This window comes from Streptomyces sp. NPDC002133 (assembly GCF_040296405.1).
GTDB lineage: Bacteria > Actinomycetota > Actinomycetes > Streptomycetales > Streptomycetaceae > Streptomyces.
On the sequence record NZ_JBEOXF010000078.1, the window covers coordinates 12,614 to 34,526 of the forward strand.

The following is a 21,913-nucleotide window of genomic DNA, read 5'->3' on the forward strand; positions in this document are numbered from 1 at the left end:
CCCAGACGATGCCTGCGCCGAGGAAGTACCCGCTGGAGTTGCGTGAGCGTGCGGTCCGGATGTACCGGACTGCCGAGCCGAAGCCCGTGATCCGCCGCATGGCCGAGGAACTCGGTGTGCACCATGAGGCCCTGCGTAACTGGATCCGTCAGGCCGAGGCCGACGCCGGCGTACGAGGCGACATGCTCACCACCGCCGAGCGTGAGGAGCTGACCGCCCTGCGGAAGGAGAATGCCCAGCTCAAGCGGGCGAACGAGGTCCTGCGGACAGCGTCGGCTTTTTTCACGGCCCAGCTCGACCCAACCCGGCCCAGGTGACCGCGCTCGTCGATGAGCACCCGCACCTGGGGGTCGAGCCCGTACTCCGGGAACTTTCCATCCCCTCCACCACCTACTACCGCTGGCGTCAGGCCGAGAGGGAACCGTGTGAGCGGCGCCGCCGGGACGCGGAGCTGACCGGACGGATCCGTCAGGTCCACGCCGACTCCGGCGGGATCTACGGCTCCCCCCGCGTGCACGCCGTCCTCAAGCGTGAGGGCGTGGCAGTCGGCCGCAAGCGTGTCGAACGGCTCATGCGCCAGGCCGGCCTGGCCGGGATCAGCCCCCGCCGCGGCAAGGGCTTCACCCGCCGGGCCCGCGAGCAGCTCCAGGAGCTCATCTCCCTCGTCGAAAGCCGTTCGGCCATCCGCGACACCCTCGCCAACCCCGTCCACGTCCGCACCACACTCGCCTGATCAACCGGCCCCACCAAAGAAAACGACGACGGCCCCGCCCGTTGGTCCCCGGGGAACCCCTTCCGGGTGTGCGCCGCGTCGAGGGCAACGCAACATGGAGGAACGGCCGTAGAGGGTGGGCCCCGCCGAGGCGAGCCGAGCTGCCGGAGACCGGTTGCATCGGCATCGGCCCCGAGGCCACACGCGTCCGGGCCAAATCCTGAACCGTGAAGTGTATGCGGTAAACCATGTCGGTACGGGGCTCCCTTGATCGGACGGTGTCGTTGCGGTTTCAATGGGTGGTCGTGGCTGGTTGGGCGGTGCTGACGTCTACCGCCGCTGGAGCAGATGGGGCTGGTGCGTCTCGACCATCACGCAAGCAGCGGCACGCGGTTGGCACGAGAGCAACCGAGAAGCCTTTTGGTCGCCGCTGCGCTTGACGAGGGCGAGAGAGCGGTGAAGCAGTATCCGATGAGGCTGCTGGTGCCCGGCGCCGTTGGCACAGACCTCCGTCGCCCCTGGGAACGGCCCGCCGAGCCCCGCCGCCTCACCTCCGCCGGGGTCCGCCGGGGTCCGCCGAGGGTTCCGGCACCTCCGCGCGAAGACCACGAGGCTGTCGCAGGACGTCTGTCCGGTGAACGTCAAGGGCAGTTCTTGGGTGTGTGGTTGATCAGCTTGTTGAGGTTGTGGACCGTGCCCAGGAGCTTGATCTCGGTGTCCACGGCCTGGCGGCCGCGGTAGTTGAGGTGGCGTCCGAAGCGCTGGAAGAGCTGGGCGAATCCGGACTCGACCAGGGCACTGCGTTGACGGTACTGGGCCCTTCCGGTTGGCGTGGCCAGGCGAGCCGCCATGGTGTGCTGGCCGGCGGGTGCCTGCTGACGTCTGGCGGGGAAGCCTGCCTGATGGGCTTCGTCAGATGCCGAGGATTAGCCGGGAGTCGGGATCGCTCAGGCAGGCCCGGGACTCCGGGGAGGGGACCGGCCGTGGTGTGTGGGCCCGTTCCAGCCGGGCCCGTACCTCTCCAGTCGGACTCGCTGCCGCACGAGGACGGTCTTGTGTTCCGTCGAGACCGGCGGCCGTCCGTTGGCTCCACGGCGGCCTGCCGCCCGGTCTTCTCGTGCCCGGTCTTCGTACTTCTTCAGTTTCTCCTGGTGGGCCGCGGTCTCGGTGGCCAGGCGCGGGCCACCATCCGCTCGGCAGCTTCGACCTTGATCCGGATCTCGGTGGGCGAGGACATGGTCCGTTCATGCAGTCTGTCCCTGGCCAGGTGGGCTCGGGTGAGCCGATCGCACAGCCGGGACAGGCGAGGCCAGTCGTCACGGACGTCCTCACCGTCGCCCCGTCCCGAGTCGTCGGCCTCGACGCTCCGCGCGTGGTCGAGGGCATCCTCCAGCACCGCGTGGATCTCGTTCTCACATCGGGAGATGGTCTCCTCCAGACGTTGTAACCGCTGGTTGGCGTCTCGTGATGCGTTCACCTCCATCGGCGAACCGTCCACGGAAACCGCCGATAGATCCACCAGGCCGTGTCGGCCGCACAGCGACATTGCTAAAGGAAGGGACGGAATCCCGAGGCCATCAGTGGGGCGATACACCCCTGGGGGAACTTGTGATGCCCGCCGTCAGGCAGGAACCCGGACCGCTGTCCCGCGAGTCCCCGCTCAATGACGCACCTTCGCGCGCTGAAATGGATCATCAATGGCCTCAGCCGGCGGAAGGGGCTCCACGGGGGTGAGGGTCAGCACCTCCATCACGAGTTCTAGGTAGCGGTTCCATCCTTCGCTGTGCTGGCTGAACGTGGGCAGTACGCTCAGGAGCATGAGGAGGAGGCGCAATGTATCGTTCTCTGGATCAAGGTCAGGGCGCAGGAAACCCTGCTCCTGGCCGCGCCGGATCAATCGGCTTACCGGGTCGAGAAACGACTGTGCTAGTTCCAGTGTCATCCCCATCGGGGGAGAAATCCGCTCATGAGCGGCCGTCCTCATAGCCGCCTCAAAAGCAATGCGCAGCCCGGTGCGCGGGTCCGCTTCGCCCTCTGCCCTTGTCAGGGCCGGAGCGATATCCGTCGCGAAAATATCCCAGATAACGGCTCGCACCAGGTCGTCCCGAGTCGGGAATCGGCGATAAAGAGTGGCGATTCCGAGACCTGCCGCCCGGGCGATATCGTCTGCGGAAGCGTGCGGGTTCTCCCTAAGCACCGCGCGACCGGCATCAAGAATGCGCCGAGCGTTCCGGGATGCGTCACGGCGCAGCGTCGGCTGCTTTACCCCAGGGATATTTGACGAATCATTTAGCCCAGACATGACTGCCAGATTAGCAGAGTGCCACACCAAAGCCGCGGCCTCGGCGCCGCCGCTCCCCTGACTGAGAACGGGGCGGGGAGGAACTGTGCGCCGGGGCCGCCGCCTTGAGGCACCCGTGCTGAGGCAGGGTGTCAGTACCGGAAATTGCGCGGCAGGTTGGCCTCGCTGCGCAGCACCTCACCGCCGGGGGAGCCGACTGCCTGAGCCGCCTGCGCCGTAACTACAATCGGCCACTGCGTCTCCAGCATGACCATCATCCCCTCGGACTTCTCCGGCACGAGGTCGGCCTGAGTGGCAGCCTCCCAGACGGGCTCTCCCATCCCGTGCGCGGTCATCATGTTGGTCAGCGTGCTTATGCCCTGCCGGTAGCCGCCCGGATTCGGCGCCTCCTCGATCACGCCGACCCACTCGGTGCTCACGTTGCGGTGGTACCACGGGGGCCGGAAGGTGTTCTCTGCAACCGACCATACGGAAGGCACGATGAGGAAGTCGATGTTGGGCAGGCCCGGTGTGCTGGTCACCGAGGTGAGCGCCGTCAGCATCGAAGGATCCGGGTGGTCGAAGCTGATCGTGCCCAGGGCCTGGAAGTCATGGAGCTTGTAGACGTAGGGGACGCTGTTCCCGTGCCAAGCCACGACGTCCAGCGGAGAGTGGTCGTAGGTGGCGCTCCAGAGATTTCCGGCAACCTTGTGGATCACCTCGAACGGCCGCTCTTCATCGTCATAGGCAGCAACGGCGGCACGGAAATCGCGGGCGTTCGCCAGTCCTGTGGCGCCGATGAGGCCGAGTTCCGGGAGGGCGAACGGAGTGCCGAAGTTCTCGCATACGTACCCGCGGACGAACGACGGGGCGTCTTCCTGACCGTCGGCACCCAGGATCTCGACGCGGAACTTGATGCCACGGGGTATCAGGGCGACCGAGCCGGGCTCCACGCTGAGCAGACCGAGTTCGGTATGGATGAGCAGACCGCCCAACTCGGGCACGATCAGCAATTCTCCGTCAGCATTGCTGAACACGCGATCGGTCATGGACGTGTCGGCCGTGTAGAGGTGGATCGCCATGCCGCTACGCAGGGCGGGATCACCGTTGCCGCCCAAAGTCCACAGCCCCGAGACGAAATCGGTTCCCGGCGCAGGCGCCGGCCTCGGCTCCCAGAACAGCAGCCTCGGCTCTACGGGAACCTCCGTGAACGGCGGCGTGAGCAGCGTCGGGTGATCGACACGCTTGAAAGGCGGGTGCACGATCGACGGACGGATGCGGTAGAGCCAGGTCCGGCGCGTGATCGGCCGGAGTTCGGTGAATGCCGTGCCGGACAGTAGCTCCGTGTACAAGCCGTGTGCAGGGCGCTGAGGGTTGTTGCGTCCCTCCGGCAGCGTCCCCGCCAGGGCCTCACTGCTGTGCTCGTTACCGAAACCGGTGGAGTAGCTCAGCGAGGCCGCCCTCTTGCGGGCCCGTTCCCGCACCTGAGCCTCTGCCTTGATCCCCTCAGGGGTGATCGTCATTTCCAGATCCTTCCGCGTTGAACTTTGCCCGATACGTCCCGCCGTGCGGGCGTTGTGATGTTCATGGCACGCGCAGTCGTAGATCAAGTCGCCGACCCGCCGGGTGACCCGACACGCAAACTGATACTGGTCTATCACTTGCTTCATCGAAGTGCAACTGATATACATCTATCAGATGCAAGGGCCCGTGGCCTGGCCGTCGAAGGAGACTAGTTGGTCTTCCGAAACAGGAGCCGCTTTGCGGGATACGCACACGAGGCGGGCAGCCGAATGCCGTGCGCCACCTCAAGTGGCTCTCCGCCTCAGGCCATCGAATTGTCCTGAATTAATCGTGCACACGAGGTGACAGGTCGGCAGGGGAAGTGTTCCCTCCTGTCAATCCTGGCATTCGACGGAGGCGTTGGACGGAATGGATAACATGCGCATTGCAGTGCTTGACGATTACCAGCGCACGGCAAGGAAGTTTGCCGACTGGGATTCCCTTAGCGCCCACGTGGAGGTATTCCACGGGCCTCTTCCTGACGCGGACAAAGTTGTAGCGCAACTAGCCGATTTCGATGTTGTGGTGGCGATGCGAGAGCGTACGCCGTTCCCGGCCGATGTACTACGGCAACTCAGCCGGCTGAAGCTGCTCGTCACCACCGGGATGGGAAACGCCGCCATTGACATCCCAGCCGCCAACGCGCAGGGCATCGTGGTGTGCGGTACGGACTACCCCCGTTTCTCGGCCGCGCCTGAGCTCACCTGGGCTCTGATCCTCGCTGCGGCCAAGAACATTCCCGGCGAGACGCAACTGGTACGCGAAGGCGGGTGGCAACTGGGCGTCGGCTCCGACCTGGAGGGCAAGACGCTCGGTTTGCTGGGACTCGGCAGGATCGGATCCAGGGTGGCCCGGGTGGGCCGGGCATTCGGCATGAAGACCATCGCCTGGAGCCAGAACCTCACAGCCGAGAAGGCCGCGGAACACGGTGTGACCGCCGTGTCCAAGCATGAGCTGTTCACCAGCTCCGACGTGCTGTCGATCCACCTGCTTCTCAGCGACCGCACCCGCGGCCTCGTCGGAGCGGCCGAAATTTCCTCCATGAAGCCGACGGCGCTACTGGTCAACACCTCGCGAGGCCCCATCGTGGACGAAGGCGCACTGGTCGCCGCCCTGCAGGCGCGACGGATCGGCGGTGCAGCGCTCGACGTGTTCGATATCGAGCCCTTGCCGGCGCACCACGTACTGCGAAGCCTGGACAACGCTGTCGTCACCCCGCACATCGGCTACGTGACGGAAGGCAACTACGAGACGTTCTACAAAGAGGCTGTCGAGGACATCGCAGCGTTTGCCGCCGGCACGCCGATCCGCGTCCTCAAGTAAGTAACACGCCCTCCATCCGCCGCGGTCGGACAACCCGGCGCTCCCCACCCTGTCAGACGACAGAAACACCCACCGATTTCGACCACAGAAAGGTCCTTCCATGAGCGACAGGCATGAAATCACCGAGCTTCTTGCACGATATGGGCAGGCGCTCGAAGAACGTGACGGGGAGGCCCTCGCGGCACTGTTCGCCCCGGATGGGGAATTCCAGATTTTCAGTCGGTATGGCCGAGACGACTACGTCGCACACGGTGCGGATGTGATCGGCCGGGCCAGTATCCGCGCCATGATGCAGAACAGCTCCCTGCCTGCCGGGCGCGGCATGCATTATCTGACTTCCGACCACATCGTGGAAATCGCCGGGGACACGGCGCGGATGCGCGCTCAGTTTGTGGTGGTGGAGTCCAACGCCGACGCTCGGCCCGAGTCCGACAACGGCTGGCCCTTCGGATTCAACATGGTGAACGGGGGGCTGGCGGTCACCATGATCGGCCGCTATGACTCCCGCCTGCTCAGGACCGAGGACGGCTGGGTGTTCACGCTCCATCAGGTGAAGCACAACCTCCCGATGACGCTGCCGCCGAAGAAGTAGTTCTCGCAGCGGATCCCATCCGCACACATCAACTCCAGGGCCTGACAAAGCAGATGGTCTTCGCGGGCCGCCTGCGGCCCGCGAAGAAGACTGAGCACAGGGCGGAGAAACATGGCTGTCTGGGAAGTTGTCCAGCTTACGGTCGCGCAGGGCAGTGAAGACGATTTCGAGTCCGTTTTCCGATCGCAGTTGCCGATCCTCGAAGTGGCCGACGGTTGCCTGGACCTGCAACTGCTCCGCGCCGTCGACCAGGAAGGCGTGTTCCTGCTCCTTGTCCTGTGGCAGTCGATGGAGTACCACACCGATGTGTTCGTGACAACCGAGGAGTTCGCCAAGTTCTCCACCGCGGTGGCGCCCTTCTTCACCACACCGCCCGCCCCATTCCACGCGATCACCGTGATCGATGGTCTCTGAACAGCCACCATCCCACCCGATCAGCCGAGTATGCGCGGAGAGAAATAATGAATGCATCGCAGTCAACACCTTCTGATGCGGAGCTGACCGGTGACTTCCGTGACGGGCCCCTCGTGGGCCTCGGCTATCGGACGTCCACCCATGAGGGCGTGACCGACGAGGCGGGAAGGTTCTTCTACCAGGCCGGCGAGACGGTGACCTTCTTCATCGGCAGCCTGGTCATCGGCACCGCAGTGGCAGCTACGCATCTGACGCTGGCGAGCCTGCATGACAGCGACGCGGCAAAGGATCCGGACCCCACGCTCCCGGGAACAGTCAATCGTGCGCGCTTCGTGCAGAGCCTGGGGCAGGAAGCAGACCTACACAGCGGCGTGACGATCGACAAGACCATCCGCGACATGGTCAGCCTCCATGCCGCAGACATTTCGTTCGAGCACGACACCGAGTCCTTCGCAACGTCGGACGCCGTCCGCGCGGTATTCAGCGAACTCGGGCTCCGTTTCCGAGGATCTGCTGAGGCACGCAACCACCTGCGGCGTGCTCTGGCGGGCATCAAGCTCCTCCGGGACGTCAAGATCCCCACCCGCGACGGAAGCTACCTCCTGGCAGACGTCTTCCGCCCCCTGGAAGCCGGTTCCTACCCGGTCCTCATGCGGCTGGGGATCTACGGTAAAGCCTTTGAGACGGGGTCGGTCTTCACTGACGCAGACCACGCTGCGAGCGAGGAGAGGGAAGCCGCCTGGTTCGAGAAGGGCACCGACGGCATCCCCTCGTATTTCCGGTACTCGGAAAACGCGGTCAGCGCAAACGCCAGCACGTGGGTACCGCGTGGGTATGTCGTCGTCCGAGTGGACGGCCGCGGAGTGGGCAACACGCCGGGAACGCTGAATCCGTTCTCGAAGCAGGAAGCACTCGACTACTACGACGCCATCCAATGGGCTGCCGAACAGTCCTGGAGCAACGGCAACGTCGGACTCTACGGCGGCTCGTACAACGGAACCATCCAGTGGAACGTCGCTGCCATGCAGCCGCCCGCTCTCAAAGCGATTGCTCCCCTTTCATCGGACTCGGACGCCTATCGCGACCTGGCGTATCCGGGAGGCATCTTCCTCAAGAACTACCGCCGCTGGTGGTGGGAGGGGATGGTGGGCAAGGCAAGAGGACGGAACGCTGACGCCGTTGACCTTATTGATGAGTTGGCCGGCCACCCGTGGGACGAGGACTACTACACGGGAGAGGGGATCCTGTCGGCTGATTTCGCCGGCATCGACATCCCCGTCCTCACGGCGGTGAGCCAGACCCTGATGATTCACTCGCGCGCCGGCTTCGAAGCATTCTCACAGCTGTCGTCGCCCTTCAAACAACTGCTGATCCTGGACGCCGCTTACAGCTCATACATGTACGAGGACTGCCAACCCGAACTGGAAGCGTTCTTCGACCGGTTCCTCAAGGGAGAAGAGCCGGCCTTGGAGCCGTCGCCGGTCCGCATGATCATACGGACCGGCGACGGAGGCTTCGAATGGCGTGACGCAGCCACCTGGCCAGTTCCGGGCACGGAATACCGCAAACTCTACTTCGACACCGGCAGCGGGCACGGGCACGGGCACGGGCACGGGCACGGAACCATCTCTCCCCACCTGCCCGAGCACAAGGGAACTGCCGAGTATTCCGCCGATGTGCGGGCAGCGGCCCCCGAGCTGCCGATGGCCGTGTTCGAATCAGCCCCCCTCGACGAGGACCTCGAGTTGGCGGGTCATTTTCGGGCCACCTTGTGGATCGCGTCCACATCGACCGACGCCGACTTCTTCGTCGCGCTGCGCGTCATGGACGGTCAGCGGGAAGTCACCTACCAGACGCGCGACCCTGAATCGGCTGCCCCGCTCACGTGGGGATGCCTCAAGGCCTCGCATCGGGTTCTTGACCCCGAGCGTTCCACCGCCGAGCGCCCCTGGCACACACACCGACGCGAAGACGCTCTGCCTCTACTGCCCGACGAAGTCGTCAAGGTGGAAGTCGAAATGATGGCGGCCACCGGACGCATCCCGGCAGGACATCACCTGCGCGTTGAGATTTCACCCGCTGAGGGCCGCGGGGCCACCCCAGGCTGGGAACGTGACTACGACGACTCCTATCACCACAAGGCCGTCAACCGCGTTTTCACGGGGCGCCTGCTCCCCAGCTCGATCACTCTCCCCGTCGTCCCCCGCCAAACCCCATAGGCGGGCAGCGGTCCATAGCCTCACTATGTGCACCCACTGCTCATCGTGCAGTTACGGCAGTGCAACTTCGGCAAGCACAGCGCACCACATCACCCCTAGGGCGTTCTTTCGTCGCCCACCGGCCGACGGGCGGCCTCGGCCAGTGGACGAACCGCGGCGCAGCACAACACGCAACACCTCTTGCACCCCCAATTCTGTGAAAGGAATGCCACACCATGACGGTCTCCACTCCTGGCAGCACGTCCCGGACGTTCGAGTTGCGTGATGGGCTGAGCATCACCGTGGACGAGCGAGGTGATGCCGCTGCCGCAGGCGGCACCGGCATCCTGCTGCTGCACGGCGGCGGTGGAACACAGTCGGTCGCGGAACTGGCAGCTGCGCTGTCGGAACACTCTTACGTGATCACCCCCACTCATCCCGGCTTCGACGGCCAGCCCCAGCCGGACTGGTTCGACAGCGTCACCGACCTCGCCTTGGCATATCTCACTCTCCTCGACGTGCTCAACCTGCGCGAGGTCCTGGTCATCGGCAACTCGCTCGGCGGCTGGATCGCCTCGGACATGGCCCTGCACGACATCTACGGGCGACTCAGCGGGTTGGTCGTGATGAACGCGGTCGGCATTAACACCGACGGTTCCGAGAAAATCACCGACGTCAGGGCGCTTCCCCCGACCGAGGTCGGCCGCCTGGCCTTCCACAACCCAAGCCTGCTCCCCGACCCCGCCACGCTGAGCGACGCACAAAAGACGACGGCGGCCGACAACCAGCGTGCCCTGGAACTCTATGCAGGCGAGCCGTACATGCACGATCCGAAGTTGCGCCGCCGTTTGCACCGCGTCACCCTGCCCGTCCTTGTCCTCTGGGGTGAGCAGGACGGCGTCGTGCCAGCGGAGTACGGACGTGTGTACGCGGACTCGTTCGCCAACGCCTACTTCCAGCCCATTATCAACGCCGGGCATATGCCCCATGTCGAGCAGCCCGACCTGACCCTTGATGCCATCGAGGCGTTCGTCGCCGACAAACTGGCAGAGGTCACCAGGGCGTGACCTCACGGCCCCACCCACCAGGGTGATGACGCGTACCGGACAGGAGCTTCGGGGGCTGTCCGCCCTCGCCTGGCTCACATCAAGTGGTGGTGGCAACAGCGGCGTCATCTCAAGCCGGATGCTCCACCGGGGAGGGCTGCCGCCATTTTGCTCGCCCCCGTCCGTCCCCCGTAGCGCCAGCCAACCCGGGGCGGACAGCGGCGAGTCGGGGCTAAGCGGTCACCCTCAAACCGTGAAAACCTAAGGGGTATGACACAGTGGCAGCGGAGATCGTCAATCCTCGCAGCAACAGCAATACGGATCAGGACGGCGGGGCCGAGCCCCACGATTCCTTCGACCCGGCGTTCGCGCTGCACCGTGGCGGCAAGATGGCCGTGCAGGCCACCGTGCCGGTCCGCAACAAGGACGACCTGTCCCTCGCGTACACACCCGGCGTCGCCCGCGTGTGCACCGCCATCGCGGAACAGCCGGAGTTGGTCCACGACTACACCTGGAAGTCGTCGGTCGTCGCCGTGGTGACGGACGGTACGGCAGTGCTCGGCCTCGGCGACATCGGCCCCGAGGCCTCCCTCCCGGTGATGGAGGGCAAGGCAATCCTGTTCAAGCAATTCGGCGGGGTGGACGCGGTCCCGATCGCCCTCGCGACTACGGACACGGACGAGATCGTCGAGACCGTGGTGCGCCTCGCGCCCTCCTTCGGGGGCGTGAACCTGGAGGACATCTCGGCGCCGCGGTGCTTCGAGATCGAGCGCCGGCTCCAGGAACGGCTGGACATCCCGGTCTTCCACGACGACCAGCACGGCACGGCCGTGGTGACGCTGGCGGCCCTGCGGAACGCGGCGAAGCTGACCGGGCGGAGCATCGGCGAGCTGCGCGCGGTCATCTCGGGCGCGGGTGCGGCCGGGGTCGCCATCGCGAAGATGCTGGTCGAAGCCGGGATCGGCGATGTCGCGGTCGCCGACCGCAAGGGTGTCGTGTCGCCCGACCGGGACGATCTGACGCCGGTCAAGCGGGACGTCGCCGGGTTCACCAACAAGGCGGGACTCACGGGATCGCTCGAGCACGCCCTCGCGGGCGCCGACGTCTTTATCGGCGTCTCCGGCGGCACGGTTCCAGAGGAGGCCCTGGCCTCGATGGCTCAAGGCGCCTTCGTCTTCGCGATGGCCAACCCGACTCCCGAGGTGCACCCGGACCTCGCGCACAAGTACGCCTCCGTGGTGGCGACCGGGCGGTCCGACTTGCCGAACCAGATCAACAACGTGCTGGCGTTCCCGGGCGTCTTCGCCGGAGCCCTTCAAGTGCGGGCGTCCCGTATCACCGAGGGGATGAAGATCGCCGCGGCCGAGGCGCTCGCGGCGATCGTTGGCGACGACCTGGCGGCCGACCACGTGATCCCGTCGCCGTTCGACGAGCGGGTGGCCCCGGCGGTGACGGCAGCGGTCGCCGCCGCGGCCCGGGCCGAAGGGGTCGCGCGCCGATAGGGCCTCGCGCTGAGCGGGCGGGTGTTCTCCACCCGCCCGCTCACGCATTCCGCGGTCCTCCGGGCTTGTCCCGGGGAGTGTGGTCCTGGTGTGGACGCGCGTCGCCGGCGGCAGGCGCGTCGCGGCGGTGTGGGATGACCAGGCCGGTACCGCGGTAGCCGTCTTCCGCGATCGTCGTATCGCCCAGTCGCGGAGGATCTTCCAGGCATGCGGGCGAAGGCGTGCTCAACAGAAAGGCCAAGCCGAACTCCCAGCCTGGAAAGAGGAACACAACACCTCCCACCGCAAAGTCCGCGCCCGTGTCCCGCCACGGCGCCTTTCGCTCCGGACAGTTCCCAAGCATTGCAGTCGTAGCGGTTGCCGGGCAGCGGTCGGCCGACCGCGACGACCCGGGTGTCGGCGTCGATGACGATCTGGTGATTGGTGATGTAGCGGTCGCTGATGTCCAGACCTGCGCAGCGTGCGTGCAGCACGTCCACGGTGAGCCCCTTCCCTCGCCGCGGCTGGCAAGTACGCCGTTCCGAGAGGGACAGGGTGGATCAGGAATTCTGACGCATGTGCTCACACCAACACTCCACGGTTCCCGCGGTCGGCCCCAGCACCATGCTGACCAGCGGGCTGCACAGCATCACAGAGCCATCGATTTCGGCCGGAACGGACACTTCGTGATCCCGAGCAGCGGCCCGCCCCCGTCAGGGCCTGCAGAAGCACCCCGGGTGGGGTGGCTGCTGTTAAGAACTCCTAACCTCCCCGTTCGCTTCGCGTGGCTGAGCTGGTCGGATCAGGGTGAAGCGGTGGTTTCGGTCGCACGTGGCCGGGCGGGCATGGCCGGGGCCCGACGCGCGAGTCGGGTTCTCCAGGGTTCCTCGGGTCGTGGGTGTTCAGGGGCGGTGCCGTGGTTCAGGTGGCCGGCCGTGGAAGGGCCGTGAGGTGGGCGAATGCGCTGGTCAGCTCGTTTCGCCAGGGCCAGGTCGCGGAGATCCGCAGGTGCAGGCGGCGACCGCCTCGGTGATGCGGGCAGCTGCGTGCAGCAGCCGGTAGCGGAGCTTCTTCGGCTCGGCGGTGGCCAGTTCGCCTTCCAGCAGCAGAGTGCGCATCCAGGCGAGCAGGTCGAGGGCGGTCAGGGACAACTCCAGCCACGCTTGGTTGATGGCGAAGTGCCGCGAGGGGAAGCGACCGAAACCGGTGGTCTTGCCGCAGCGGATGCGGTCCTCGACGCGGGCGTGCGCCCGGTGGCGGACTTCCAGATGCTGCAATGAGCCTTCGCCGTACGGGGTGTCGGTGAGAAAGACCTGGTGGCGCATGCCCTCGTCGAGGTCGAACAGGGACAGCTGGGCGCCGGGGTGCGGGCGCTCACGCCGCACGACGATCCGCGTGCCCTCGGGGTAGCCGTCCAGGTCCACCATGCCGGTCAGTTCGGCGACTGAGGTGACCCCCGTGGTGTGGACACCTGACAATGGATCTTCTTGGTCCTGGAAGGTGTAGATCTACGTGGCACGGCCCTCGAAGTACAGTCCGGAGTTCCGGTCCGACGCGATCGCGTTGTGGCGGGCTTCGGCGGGCAGGCGGACGTTCAAGGACGTCGCGGCCGATCTGAACGTCAACCCCGAGACGCTGCGTACGTGGGTGCGCGACGCGGACAGCCGTCCGGCGGGCGACGGTGCCTCGCAGGGCCTGGAGGACGAGCTGGCCCGGCTGCGGGCCGAGAACGCGCGTCTGGTCAAGGCGGAGAAGGAATGGCATCTGGAGCGGGAGATCCTGCGCCGGGCAGCGGCCTATTTCGCCCGGGAGATGAAGTGAAGACCGCCGCTTGGGACTTCATCTCCGCCCACGCCGAGAGGTTCGGCATCAAGCGGATATGCCGGGTGCTGGAAGTGTCCCGCTCGGGCTACTACCGGTGGATCACCGGCGCGCAGGCGCGGGCTGCTCGGCAGGCCGACGAGGATGCTCTGGTCGAAGAGATCCGCGAGATCCACGCCGAACACCACGGGAACTACGGCGCATTGCGGGTCCATGCCGAGCTACGGGGCTACGGCCACACGGTCAACCGCAAGCGGGTCGCCCGACTGATGCGCAAGCATCACATCGTCGGACGTCACCTGCGGAAGAGGAAGCGGACCACGATCCCGGACCGCCTCGCGCCGCCCGCCCCGGACCTGGTCCGACGGGACTTCACTGCCGGCGGCCTGGATGAGAACTGGTGCGGCGACATCACATACGTGCAGGTCGGAGCCTCATGGCTCTACCTCGCCTGCGTCGTGGACATGTGCTCACGCCGGGTACTCGGCTGGTCCATGGCCAGCCACATGCGCGCCGAGCTGGTCACCGACGCGCTGCGGGCCGCGGTAGCCACCCGGGGCGGCGACGTGACCGGAGTGAAGCGAACTTGCTCCGGTACTCATCCGGACGGCGCGGTACGTGTGTGAATGAGACCAGAAGTGAGACCACGACCGGTGTCGGCCGACGTGGGCGGCACTCCAATGGCTCCGGATCTCTCCGGAGCCACTGATCTGTGCGCACTCGGCAGGACGAACTAACGCTCCGTGTCTGCGCCTGCGCGATCGGCGGTGGCCTGCGCGAGGTTGTGCTCCAGGCGTTCCAGGGTGAGCAGGGCCGTGGTCCGCTCGTCGGGGGAGAGGTCCGCCGTCACGAGGTCTTCGAGCTGACTCCAGACCTGCTCGACCTCTCGGCGCAGGGCATGGCTGGCCGCCGTGGGTTCGATGAGTGACGCGCGCTTGTCAGTGGGTGAGGGGCGGCGGCGGACGAAGCCGGCCTGCTCCAAGCGCTGGACGGTGCGGGTCATGGTGGCGGCGTCGGAGTCCAGCAGGCGCACCAGGTCGGCTTGCCGCTGGGGGCCGAGCTCCCACAGGTACATCATGACCAGCTCCTGGCCGGGGTACAGGCCGATGCGGCGCAGCAGGTGTCCCACGTGCATGCGGTGCAGACGGGCCAGTCGGAAGATCGTGTGGCTGATCGGCCCGCCACCGGCTGCGGCCGGCACAGGGACCGTGGCCTCCTGAGCCGCCCCTGTGAGCCCCTTCCCGGTCTCCGGTGTGGACTGCGCCATCACTTGCCTCACTTTCCTGTCTGGCCAGTCAACCCTACCGCTTGGACCGACGGCTGTGCTGGTCGGCCGGGCTGTCCCTAAGTAAAGGACCTCAACACGGTGGGTGCGGTGCACGTCACATCGATCGCCGGAACGAATCCTCGAGGTTTACCTGTTCGGACAGGTGATTTACTGTTCGGACAGGCATTCTGCGGGCCACGTCGGGCACGGGCCGCGGAGAGCACTCGTCGTGAGGAAGAGACCGTGACCACTGATTTTCATCCAATCGTCCTGGGCGCCACGCGTCTGGCGAACCGCGTCGTGATGGCGCCGATGACCCGCAGTCGTGCCTTCGGGCCCAGCGCGGAGCCGACGCAGCTGCTGACGACGTACTACGCGCAGCGCGCCAGCGCCGGGTCAGCGGGGTGATTTGCATGAAGCGCTCCGGTTCTCCTTCGGCCATGGTTGCCGTCCTCTCCCTCACCGGCCTGCTGGCGGCGCTGCTGCAGACGCTGGCCATCCCGCTCATCCCGAGCTTTCCCACACTTCTGAACGCCTCGCCCACAGACGCGTCGTGGGTCGTCACCATCTCGCTTCTGACCGGCGCGATCGTCACGCCGGTCAGCGGACGCCTCGGTGACCTCTTCGGCAAACGGCGCGCTTTGCTGCTGACGCTCTCCGTGATGATCACCGGCGCGGCGCTTTCCGCCCTGACCAGTTCGCTGTGGCTGATGGTTATCGGCCGTGGGCTGCAGGGCTGCGCGCTCGGGGTCATCCCGCTCGCCCTGGGCATCTTCCGGGACGAACTTCCGCCCCACCGGATGGGCGGGGCAATCGCACTTCTGACCGGGACGCTCGGCCTCGGTGGTGCGGTGGGGATTCCACTGGCCGGCCTGGTCGCCGAGCACTTTGATTGGCACGTGCTGTTCTGGGGATCGGCCGGGCTGGGCCTATTCTGCGCCTTGCTGACCGCGCTGGTGGTGCCGGAGTCGCCGCAGCGAACCGAGGGACGCTTCGACGTCGTCGGTACCGTCGGGCTGACCGTGGGACTGATCGGCCTGCTCCTGCCGATCGTCAAGGGCGGGCAGTGGGGCTGGGGCAGCACCCGCACGCTCGGCTTTGGCGCGGCGGCCGTCGTCATCCTGCTCGCATGGGGCCGGCACCAGTTGCACGCCCGCTCCCCCCTTGTCGACCTGCGGCTCTCCGCGCGGCGCCCGCTGCTGATGACCAACCTCGCCACCGTCGCGGTCGGCTTCGCGATATTCACCATGCTCTTCGCGTTTCCGCAGATTCTGCAGGCGCCCCCCGCCACCGGCTACGGACTTGGTCAGAGCCTGGTGCGGACAGGGCTCGCCGTTGCCCCGAACGGAGTGGTGGCGCTGCTGCTGACTCCGGTCGCGACCCGCCTGATCACCCGGTACGGGGCCCGGCTGGCCATGATGCTGGGAGCGATCGTCATCGCCGCCGGCTACGTCTTCGTCACGCTCCTGATGAACAGCGTCCTCGAGTTCGTCATCGCCTCGGGCATCATCGGGGCCGGCGCTGGCATCTCAGTCGCGGCCACGTCAAAGCTGATCACCGACGCGGTCCCGGTGACCGAGACGGCCTCGGCCAACGGGGTGAACAATCTGATGCGCTCGGTCGGAACCACCGCTGCCAGCGCAGTCCTGACCGTGATCCTGGCACACGGCGCGATCACGGTCGGCTCGGCGACGCTGCCCTCGGCGGAGGGGTTCCGGACCACGTTCATGGTCGGGGCTGCGGCGGCAATCGTGGGTCTGCTCTTCTCGGCGCTAATCCCGAGTCGTACGCCGATGTCCGGTGGCCCTGCAAAGCCTGTCGCCGCCCCTGACGGGGACGTGATTTCCAAGCGATAGCACAGGCTTTGAGATCTAGCCTCATCCTTATCAGGTCAGTCACACACCCCTGCTGAGCCAAGAGATGCAGCACGTTCACCGTCCTCGCGGGCCTTTGGTGGTCGGCCGTAACCGTCAGTGTTTGCTGCTGTTGGTGTCAGGCGCTGATGTCAGACGCCATCCGCTTATCGATTACGGGGCTGGCCTGGTCGAACAAGGTTCCTGATCGGGTGATCGCGTGAGGGCCGACGCATGGCAGCAGGGCCTCTTGGTAGTTCGGGGGTGCGATCCCAACCGAGTACCAGGAGGCCCTGTTGCCGCAGTCTTTCGCGTCCGCCTGCGTGGAGTCCAACTCGCTGCCACCGTCGTGTGACTGTCTCGCGCACAGGTTCGGCAACGCGGCGGACGGGCCGGACCGCACCCCGAGTTATGGCTCCGACATGACGGAGGCGGAGTGGCGGGTCGTGCGGCCGTTGCTTCCGGTTCCGGCCTGGCTGGAGGGGCGGGGCGGGCGGCCGGAGGGCTATTGCCACCGCGTGATGCTCGACCAATGCCACGAAGTTAAGGGCCCATTGGTCATGTCAAGGCATCGGGGAGGGTGATCTTGTAGGTGTTCGGTGCCGTGCGGATGAGTCGGCCGTTGCGAGCCCAGTAGCAGAGTTGCGCGGTGAGGCTGCTGCGGGGGCGCCCGGCCGTGGCGAGGCCGAGATGCTGTGCGATGTCGCGGGTATGCATGGCCTCGTTGGAGTTCGCAGCCAGGATCTGGCAGACCTGGCCCCAGCGGCCGGAGGGGGGCTGGCCTGGATCGTGCGGATTGGGGAGGGCCGGTGGATGCACGGTGATCTCGATAGTGGTGATCGGCGTGCTGTCGCGAGGTCGTCCGTCGCGGTTCCAACTGTTGTAGCGGGAGGTTCCGCACTTGACGATGCGGGTGGACAGTCGCATCCGGCGCCTTGGTAGCAGCGCCTGCAGGACGCGGGCGCCGATCAATCCGACCAGGTCGGAACAGGTACTCGGCCCAGCGACTGGGGCCGGTCCGATGGAGCTGACGACCGTGTCGCGCGCCGCCTCCAAAGCGATGGTGAAGCCGGCCCGGTCGGGATCGCAGCCGGATGTCGTCTCCACCGCGGTCACCATGATCGCGCGCAGGGCCTGGTAGACGGTGAGCAGTCCCCACATCTCCTGGATGAGACCCACCGGGTCCTTCGAACGCAGCACCCTGCCTCTGAGCAGGGTGTGACGAAGCGCCAGGTAGGTGGTCTCGATTTCCCAGCGTTCGTGATAGAGACGCACCAGGTGGTCGGCGGGATCGGCGCGGTGGTCTCTGAGCGTGGTCAGCAGGCGGTAGGTGCCGCCGAAGACGCCGCCGTCGGCGGTGCGGGAGCGGATCTCGGCCTCGATCACCCGAAGCGAGAGGCTGCCGATGCGGGTGAGGTAGGAGCCGTCGGGCAGCAGGGCCAGCACGGGAGGGCGTCGGACGCTGGTGGCGCGTACCAGGAATTGTGCACCCTGAGCTGCGATGTCTGTGAGCAGTTCGGTACTGTCGAAGGCGCGGTCGGCCAGGAGGAGCATGTCCGAGGTCAGGTGGCCGGTCAGGTCCCGGGCGTAATCGGTCTCGCTCTTGGTAGCGGGGCCGAAAGAGGCTGTGATCAGGCCGCGGGTGCCGGTTTCGCACAGGGTCATGAGCATCAGCCGTGGGTAGCCGCTTGGACCGTAACGGCGGTGGGTGCGGCCGAGCCAGGACCGGTTCCTCTCGTGATCGGGGACGGACAGGCTCCCGCATCCGTCGAAGGCGACCGTGCGCCAGCGGCGATAGCGCACTCCAGGGGTGGATGGTTGGGCTAACGGGCCGGCCAGAATGTCGAACAGTCGTTGTAGTGGGGCTACACCGATGCGACGACGCAGATCGCGAAGTGCCTTCTCGGAAGGCTGTGGCACTTGGGCGGTCAGCCCTGCTACGAGCTTTTCCCACACCAGCGCGGCACCGAGATGCTCGAACAGGCCGAGCGCCAGGACGAAGTACACCCCAACTCGGGAAGGCAGGCTCCGTAGTCGTTGCTCGCAAGCCCTGGTCTCGTCCAGCACCGCATCCACCAGCTCGGGCGGGATGACCTGCGTTAACTCACCGATATGACCGGGTGCGAACACGTCATCGGTTCCGCTCGTGACAGACTGGCGCATCGGGCCTCTGCTTTCTCAGGTAGATCTTGGTCGATCCCCTGGATAGCAGAGGCCCCTTCGCCTCTCAGCCCCCTTGACATCGCCAATGGGCCCTTAACCTCGCTGTTTCGCTTGGGGTGACGAGGTGACGCCGTGGGGTCGAGCGAGGCGGTATCGGGCGGTGGGCATGGTGGGGACCCGGCGCGTTGGTCGGGTTCTCCAAGGTCTTTCGTGTCGTAGGTGGCCGGGGCGGCTGGTCAGTTGGCGGGGCGGGGTAGGGCGGCCAGACGGTGGAAGGCGGTGGCAAGTTGGTGTCGCCAGGGCCAGGTTGCTGCGATCCGCAGGTGGAGGCGACGGCCGCCGCGGGTGAGACGGGCAGCGACGTGCAGGATCCGGTAGCGGAGTTTCTTGGGTTCGGCGGTAGCCAGCTCGCCGTCCAGCAGCAGGACGCGGGTCCAGGCCAGAAGGTCGATGGCCGCGAGGCTGAGCTCGAGCCAGGCGGCGTTGACGGAGAACAGGCGGGATGGGAAGCGTCCGAAGCCGGTGGTCTTGCCGCACCGGATGTGGTCCTCGACGGTGGCGTGACCACGGTGGCGGACCTCCAGGAACTGGGCCGAGCCGCCGCCGGAGTACGGGGTGTCGGTGAGGAAGACCTGGTGCCGCAGGCCCTCGTCACTGTCGAACAAGGAGAGCTGGGCTCCGGGGTGCGGGCGTTCGCGGCGCACGATGATGCGAGTGCCGGCCGGGTAGCCGCTCAGGTCGACCATGCCGGTCAGCTCGGCGACCTCGGCGGACTCACGCAGGGTCCCGTCGGCGTCCAGGGCGGGGTGCCAGACCTGTTCGGGCAGGGCGCGGATCGCGCGGCGGACCGGTGCGGTGACCGCGTATCCGACCGAGAAACGCAGGTGAAGGCCGTTGTCACGCAAGGCGCGGAGATGCGTGAGGAACGCCTTCGCGCTGCCCGCGCTGTCGGTGCGGACCAGGATGTCGGTGCCGTGCCGGTGGGCGTCGGGGATCTGCGCGAGGGCCTGGTCGAGCACGGTGATGTGATCGGCGGCGGTGTTGGCTCCGGCGTTGCCAGGCCGCAGCAGCCCGGACATCGCTTCGCCGGTGTTGGCCAGGAAACACAGCAACGGGTGGAACCCGAAGCCGCCTTTGTAGGTGGGTGCGGCCTGGTCTTTCTCGGAGTGGCAGGTGACCAGCGTGGCATCGAGGTCCAGGACCAGGCCGGGCAGTTCGCGTCCGCCGGCCTTCGCTGCGGGTATCGCGGTGCGGGTCTCGGCGGCCTGCAGCCAGGCCACCTCCCGGGCTGCGGCGCGGGCCGACCGCAGGCGGTCCAGTATGCGTTCGTCGACGGCGGCCAGCAGCCGCCAAGCCGTCGGTGTGGAGGCCACCGGGCCGAACACCTCGCGCTGGTCCCGCAGAACGGCCAGATCCGCGATCGCCTCGCCGCCGTCGGCGAGCATCACTGCGAGATCGGTGGCGATCCGGCCTGGGTCATGGCCGGTGCCGCGCGGCCGAAGCGGCCGGAGCACGGTGGAATACGCCGCCGTCAGCCCGGTCGCTTCGGCGAGGTCCGCCAGCAAACGCGCTCCGGCGTGCCCGACCACCCCCGACCCGTCAGTGGACACCACAAGCCGGGGCCGCGAACCGATATCCTTCACGCAGAAAGTGCCTTCCTCTGGCGACGACCGAACCCCTAGACAAGGTCCATCGTCCCAGCTCAGGGAGGCACTTTTGCGTTTCTACCCAACCCTCAGCCGCACCCCAACCGAAACGGCGAGGTTAACTTCGTGGCATTGGATGCTCGACGCGGTGCGCTATGTCGTGGACAACGGCGTGAAGTGGGTCAACCTGCCCGCGGACTTCCCGCCGTATCGGCGCGTGCATGCCTTCGCCCGCCGCTGGCAGGTCACGGGTCTGCTCGCTGAACTCCACGACCGGCTGCGCGACCGCGTCCGGGAGAAGGAAGGCCGCTTGCCGGACCCGACGGCCGCGATCGTGGACTCCCAGTCGGTGCGGGCGGCGGTGAACATCCCGCGCTCGACCTCCGGCTGGGACGGCGGCAAGAAGGTGGGCGGCCGCAAACGGCACCTGGTGGTGGACTGCCTCGGGCTGGTCCTGGCCGTCGCGGTGCAGGCGGCGCAGCCGCCTCAGCAGGCCCACGGCGGCGTCCCGGTCGCCGATGTTCGCGGCGGTGACCGCGACGACCAGGAGCAGACCGAGCGTGTCGGTCACGATGTGACGCTTACGTCCGGGCACCTTCTTCCCGCCGTCGTAGCCTCGTGAGGCGGCCGGCACCGTCGCGGCGGCCCGCACCGACTGCGCGTCGATGATCCCCGCCGTGGGCTCGGCCTCACGGCCCTCGCGCTCACGGACCTTTCCGCGTAGCCGGTCGTGGAACTCGGTGATCAGCCCATGCTCGCGCCAGCGGCGGAAGAAGGCGTAGACGCGGCCCCAGTCGGGGAAGTCCGCGGGCATCGCCCGCCAGGAGATCCCGCCCGCGACCAGGTAGCGGATCGCGTCCAGCAGTTGGCGGTGGCAGTAGCCCTCGGGCTGCCCGCCTCTGCCCTGGAGCCAGGCCGGCACCGGCAGCAACGGCCGGATGGCCGCCCACTCCGCGTCCGTCATGTCCGACGGATACCGGCGCACCCGGTCAGGATGGTCGGCCGCGTTGCCGTACACGTGCGCGAGGCAATCACACGATAGTGCAGCCGAGTTGAACTGGACGGGCTCGGACGCGTACAACAACGACACCAGGGCCTCCCGGCATTGCTCGGTTCGATTCGCATCCCCGAGCTACCGAGGGGCCCTGTCTTCATGCGCGCACAACGGGAAGATCACCCCGGCGGGAAACCTGTTCGACCCGCACGTTCTGTGATCGGTTGAGATACGGCTTCTGAGACCGCTGTCTGGAGAGTCTGGATGCTCTCCCTTTGGAAGTCATCCCTGGCGGCTTGTCGATCTCGCTCGTATTGCTGGTCGCGGATCATGGTCTCGTGCCTGGCGGCGAGTCGATCCTTGTAGATCGTCAAGATGGACGTAGTCAGCGAGCCGAGTAGGACTCCCACGAAGCCGAAGATTGCAGACGCCATTTCAACAGTTTCCCTCCGCGGCGACTCTTCGTGAATCGCCCCGGCTCGAATGGAGACTCGATTTCGTGAAAGGATCGAGTCATGGCACGACCTTCCCGTTACCCGCTTGAGCTCCGCCGTCGTGC

Annotated in this window: 17 protein-coding genes and 6 pseudogenes; 12 read left to right on the top strand and 11 right to left on the bottom strand. The window is 66.6% G+C overall.

The features are described from left to right. The first annotated feature begins 8 nt into the window (after positions 1-8). Complete coding sequence (locus ABT078_RS38200; RefSeq protein ID WP_351236292.1) at positions 9-317, top strand: transposase; 309 nt, start codon at positions 9-11, stop codon at positions 315-317. Then, positions 314-733, top strand: coding sequence for an IS3 family transposase (locus ABT078_RS43000; protein WP_502981515.1), 420 nt, complete (start codon positions 314-316; stop codon positions 731-733). Before ABT078_RS38200 ends, ABT078_RS43000 begins: the two co-directional genes overlap by 4 nt. Before the next feature lie 620 nt (positions 734-1,353). Here the strand turns inward: ABT078_RS43000 and ABT078_RS38210 are convergent. From ABT078_RS38210 to ABT078_RS38225, 4 genes are all read right to left on the bottom strand, one after another. Beyond that, positions 1,354-1,563, bottom strand: a complete 210-nt coding sequence (locus ABT078_RS38210) for a transposase (protein ID WP_502981517.1) — start codon at positions 1,561-1,563, stop codon at positions 1,354-1,356. A 287-nt stretch (positions 1,564-1,850) separates the two neighbouring features. Then, entirely contained in the window at positions 1,851-2,189 is a 339-nt protein-coding gene (locus ABT078_RS38215; RefSeq protein ID WP_351236294.1) for a hypothetical protein, read from the bottom strand. A gap of 183 nt (positions 2,190-2,372) precedes the next feature. Beyond that, positions 2,373-3,014, bottom strand: coding sequence for a TetR/AcrR family transcriptional regulator (locus ABT078_RS38220; RefSeq protein ID WP_351236296.1), 642 nt, complete (start codon positions 3,012-3,014; stop codon positions 2,373-2,375). Between the two features lie 131 nt (positions 3,015-3,145). Next, a complete protein-coding gene (locus tag ABT078_RS38225; RefSeq protein ID WP_351236298.1) occupies positions 3,146-4,516 on the bottom strand; it encodes a homogentisate 1,2-dioxygenase in 1,371 nt (456 codons plus the stop codon). Between the two features lie 418 nt (positions 4,517-4,934). Between ABT078_RS38225 and ABT078_RS38230 the strand changes: the two genes are divergently transcribed. The 6 genes from ABT078_RS38230 to ABT078_RS38255 all read left to right on the top strand — a co-directional run bounded on the left by ABT078_RS38230 (position 4,935) and on the right by ABT078_RS38255 (position 11,631). Then, entirely contained in the window at positions 4,935-5,879 is a 945-nt protein-coding gene (locus tag ABT078_RS38230) for a D-2-hydroxyacid dehydrogenase family protein (protein ID WP_351236300.1), read from the top strand. 100 nt (positions 5,880-5,979) lie between these two features. Next, positions 5,980-6,471, top strand: coding sequence for a nuclear transport factor 2 family protein (locus ABT078_RS38235; protein WP_351236302.1), 492 nt, complete (start codon positions 5,980-5,982; stop codon positions 6,469-6,471). Positions 6,472-6,582: 111 nt separating this feature from the next. Continuing rightward, on the top strand, positions 6,583-6,885 hold the full coding sequence (locus tag ABT078_RS38240; RefSeq protein ID WP_351236304.1) for an antibiotic biosynthesis monooxygenase family protein: 303 nt from the start codon (positions 6,583-6,585) through the stop codon (positions 6,883-6,885). Positions 6,886-6,932: 47 nt separating this feature from the next. Beyond that, positions 6,933-9,104, top strand: a complete 2,172-nt coding sequence (locus ABT078_RS38245; protein ID WP_351236306.1) for a CocE/NonD family hydrolase — start codon at positions 6,933-6,935, stop codon at positions 9,102-9,104. 215 nt (positions 9,105-9,319) lie between these two features. Further along, on the top strand, positions 9,320-10,150 hold the full coding sequence (locus ABT078_RS38250) for an alpha/beta fold hydrolase (protein WP_351236308.1): 831 nt from the start codon (positions 9,320-9,322) through the stop codon (positions 10,148-10,150). A gap of 257 nt (positions 10,151-10,407) precedes the next feature. Further along, positions 10,408-11,631 (top strand): NAD(P)-dependent malic enzyme, encoded by a 1,224-nt coding sequence (locus ABT078_RS38255; RefSeq protein ID WP_351236310.1) that lies wholly within the window; start codon positions 10,408-10,410, stop codon positions 11,629-11,631. Positions 11,632-11,939: 308 nt separating this feature from the next. Here ABT078_RS38255 and ABT078_RS38265 read toward each other — a convergent pair. Beyond that, positions 11,940-12,065, bottom strand: a pseudogene (locus tag ABT078_RS38265) (IS5/IS1182 family transposase); the annotation flags it as partial. A 466-nt stretch (positions 12,066-12,531) separates the two neighbouring features. Beyond that, positions 12,532-13,055, bottom strand: a pseudogene (locus ABT078_RS38270) (transposase); the annotation flags it as partial. Positions 13,056-13,122: 67 nt separating this feature from the next. On the opposite strand from ABT078_RS38270, the pseudogene ABT078_RS38275 reads away from it, so the two are divergent. Then, positions 13,123-14,009 (top strand): annotated as a pseudogene (locus ABT078_RS38275) (IS3 family transposase); the annotation flags it as partial. 155 nt (positions 14,010-14,164) lie between these two features. Here the strand turns inward: ABT078_RS38275 and ABT078_RS38280 are convergent. Further along, entirely contained in the window at positions 14,165-14,698 is a 534-nt protein-coding gene (locus tag ABT078_RS38280; RefSeq protein WP_351236312.1) for a MarR family winged helix-turn-helix transcriptional regulator, read from the bottom strand. A 243-nt stretch (positions 14,699-14,941) separates the two neighbouring features. Here ABT078_RS38280 and ABT078_RS38285 point away from each other — a divergent pair. Further along, positions 14,942-15,094: pseudogene (locus tag ABT078_RS38285) on the top strand (oxidoreductase); the annotation flags it as partial. Between the two features lie 17 nt (positions 15,095-15,111). Then, a complete protein-coding gene (locus ABT078_RS38290; RefSeq protein ID WP_351236314.1) occupies positions 15,112-16,554 on the top strand; it encodes an MFS transporter in 1,443 nt (480 codons plus the stop codon). A gap of 555 nt (positions 16,555-17,109) precedes the next feature. On the opposite strand, the gene ABT078_RS38295 is transcribed toward ABT078_RS38290, so the two are convergent. Next, positions 17,110-18,714, bottom strand: a complete 1,605-nt coding sequence (locus ABT078_RS38295) for an IS4 family transposase (RefSeq protein WP_351236316.1) — start codon at positions 18,712-18,714, stop codon at positions 17,110-17,112. A 236-nt stretch (positions 18,715-18,950) separates the two neighbouring features. Next, on the bottom strand, positions 18,951-20,357 hold the full coding sequence (locus ABT078_RS38300) for an IS1380 family transposase (RefSeq protein WP_351236318.1): 1,407 nt from the start codon (positions 20,355-20,357) through the stop codon (positions 18,951-18,953). Positions 20,358-20,577: 220 nt separating this feature from the next. On the opposite strand from ABT078_RS38300, the pseudogene ABT078_RS38305 reads away from it, so the two are divergent. Further along, positions 20,578-20,781: pseudogene (locus tag ABT078_RS38305) on the top strand (IS5 family transposase); the annotation flags it as partial. Positions 20,782-20,850: 69 nt separating this feature from the next. Here ABT078_RS38305 and ABT078_RS38310 read toward each other — a convergent pair. Next, positions 20,851-21,324 (bottom strand): annotated as a pseudogene (locus ABT078_RS38310) (IS5 family transposase); the annotation flags it as partial. Positions 21,325-21,533: 209 nt separating this feature from the next. Beyond that, a partial coding sequence (locus ABT078_RS38315; protein ID WP_351236320.1) for a hypothetical protein occupies positions 21,534-21,913 on the bottom strand: 380 nt, incomplete at its 5' end.

What these genes read in the sequence shown, in the direction of transcription:
- ABT078_RS38250 (WP_351236308.1), top strand. Translation starts at nt 9,320, where the DNA reads ATGACGGTCTCCACTCCTGGCAGCACGTCCCGGACGTTCGAGTTGCGT.
- ABT078_RS38230 (WP_351236300.1), top strand. Translation starts at nt 4,935, where the DNA reads ATGCGCATTGCAGTGCTTGACGATTACCAGCGCACGGCAAGGAAGTTT.
- ABT078_RS38225 (WP_351236298.1), bottom strand. Translation starts at nt 4,516, where the DNA reads ATGACGATCACCCCTGAGGGGATCAAGGCAGAGGCTCAGGTGCGGGAA.
- ABT078_RS38220 (WP_351236296.1), bottom strand. Translation starts at nt 3,014, where the DNA reads ATGTCTGGGCTAAATGATTCGTCAAATATCCCTGGGGTAAAGCAGCCG.
- ABT078_RS38280 (WP_351236312.1), bottom strand. Translation starts at nt 14,698, where the DNA reads ATGGCGCAGTCCACACCGGAGACCGGGAAGGGGCTCACAGGGGCGGCT.
- ABT078_RS38210 (WP_502981517.1), bottom strand. Translation starts at nt 1,563, where the DNA reads ATGGCGGCTCGCCTGGCCACGCCAACCGGAAGGGCCCAGTACCGTCAA.
- ABT078_RS38200 (WP_351236292.1), top strand. Translation starts at nt 9, where the DNA reads ATGCCTGCGCCGAGGAAGTACCCGCTGGAGTTGCGTGAGCGTGCGGTC.
- ABT078_RS38245 (WP_351236306.1), top strand. Translation starts at nt 6,933, where the DNA reads ATGAATGCATCGCAGTCAACACCTTCTGATGCGGAGCTGACCGGTGAC.
- ABT078_RS38295 (WP_351236316.1), bottom strand. Translation starts at nt 18,714, where the DNA reads ATGCGCCAGTCTGTCACGAGCGGAACCGATGACGTGTTCGCACCCGGT.
- ABT078_RS38290 (WP_351236314.1), top strand. Translation starts at nt 15,112, where the DNA reads ATGAAGCGCTCCGGTTCTCCTTCGGCCATGGTTGCCGTCCTCTCCCTC.
- ABT078_RS38235 (WP_351236302.1), top strand. Translation starts at nt 5,980, where the DNA reads ATGAGCGACAGGCATGAAATCACCGAGCTTCTTGCACGATATGGGCAG.
- ABT078_RS38240 (WP_351236304.1), top strand. Translation starts at nt 6,583, where the DNA reads ATGGCTGTCTGGGAAGTTGTCCAGCTTACGGTCGCGCAGGGCAGTGAA.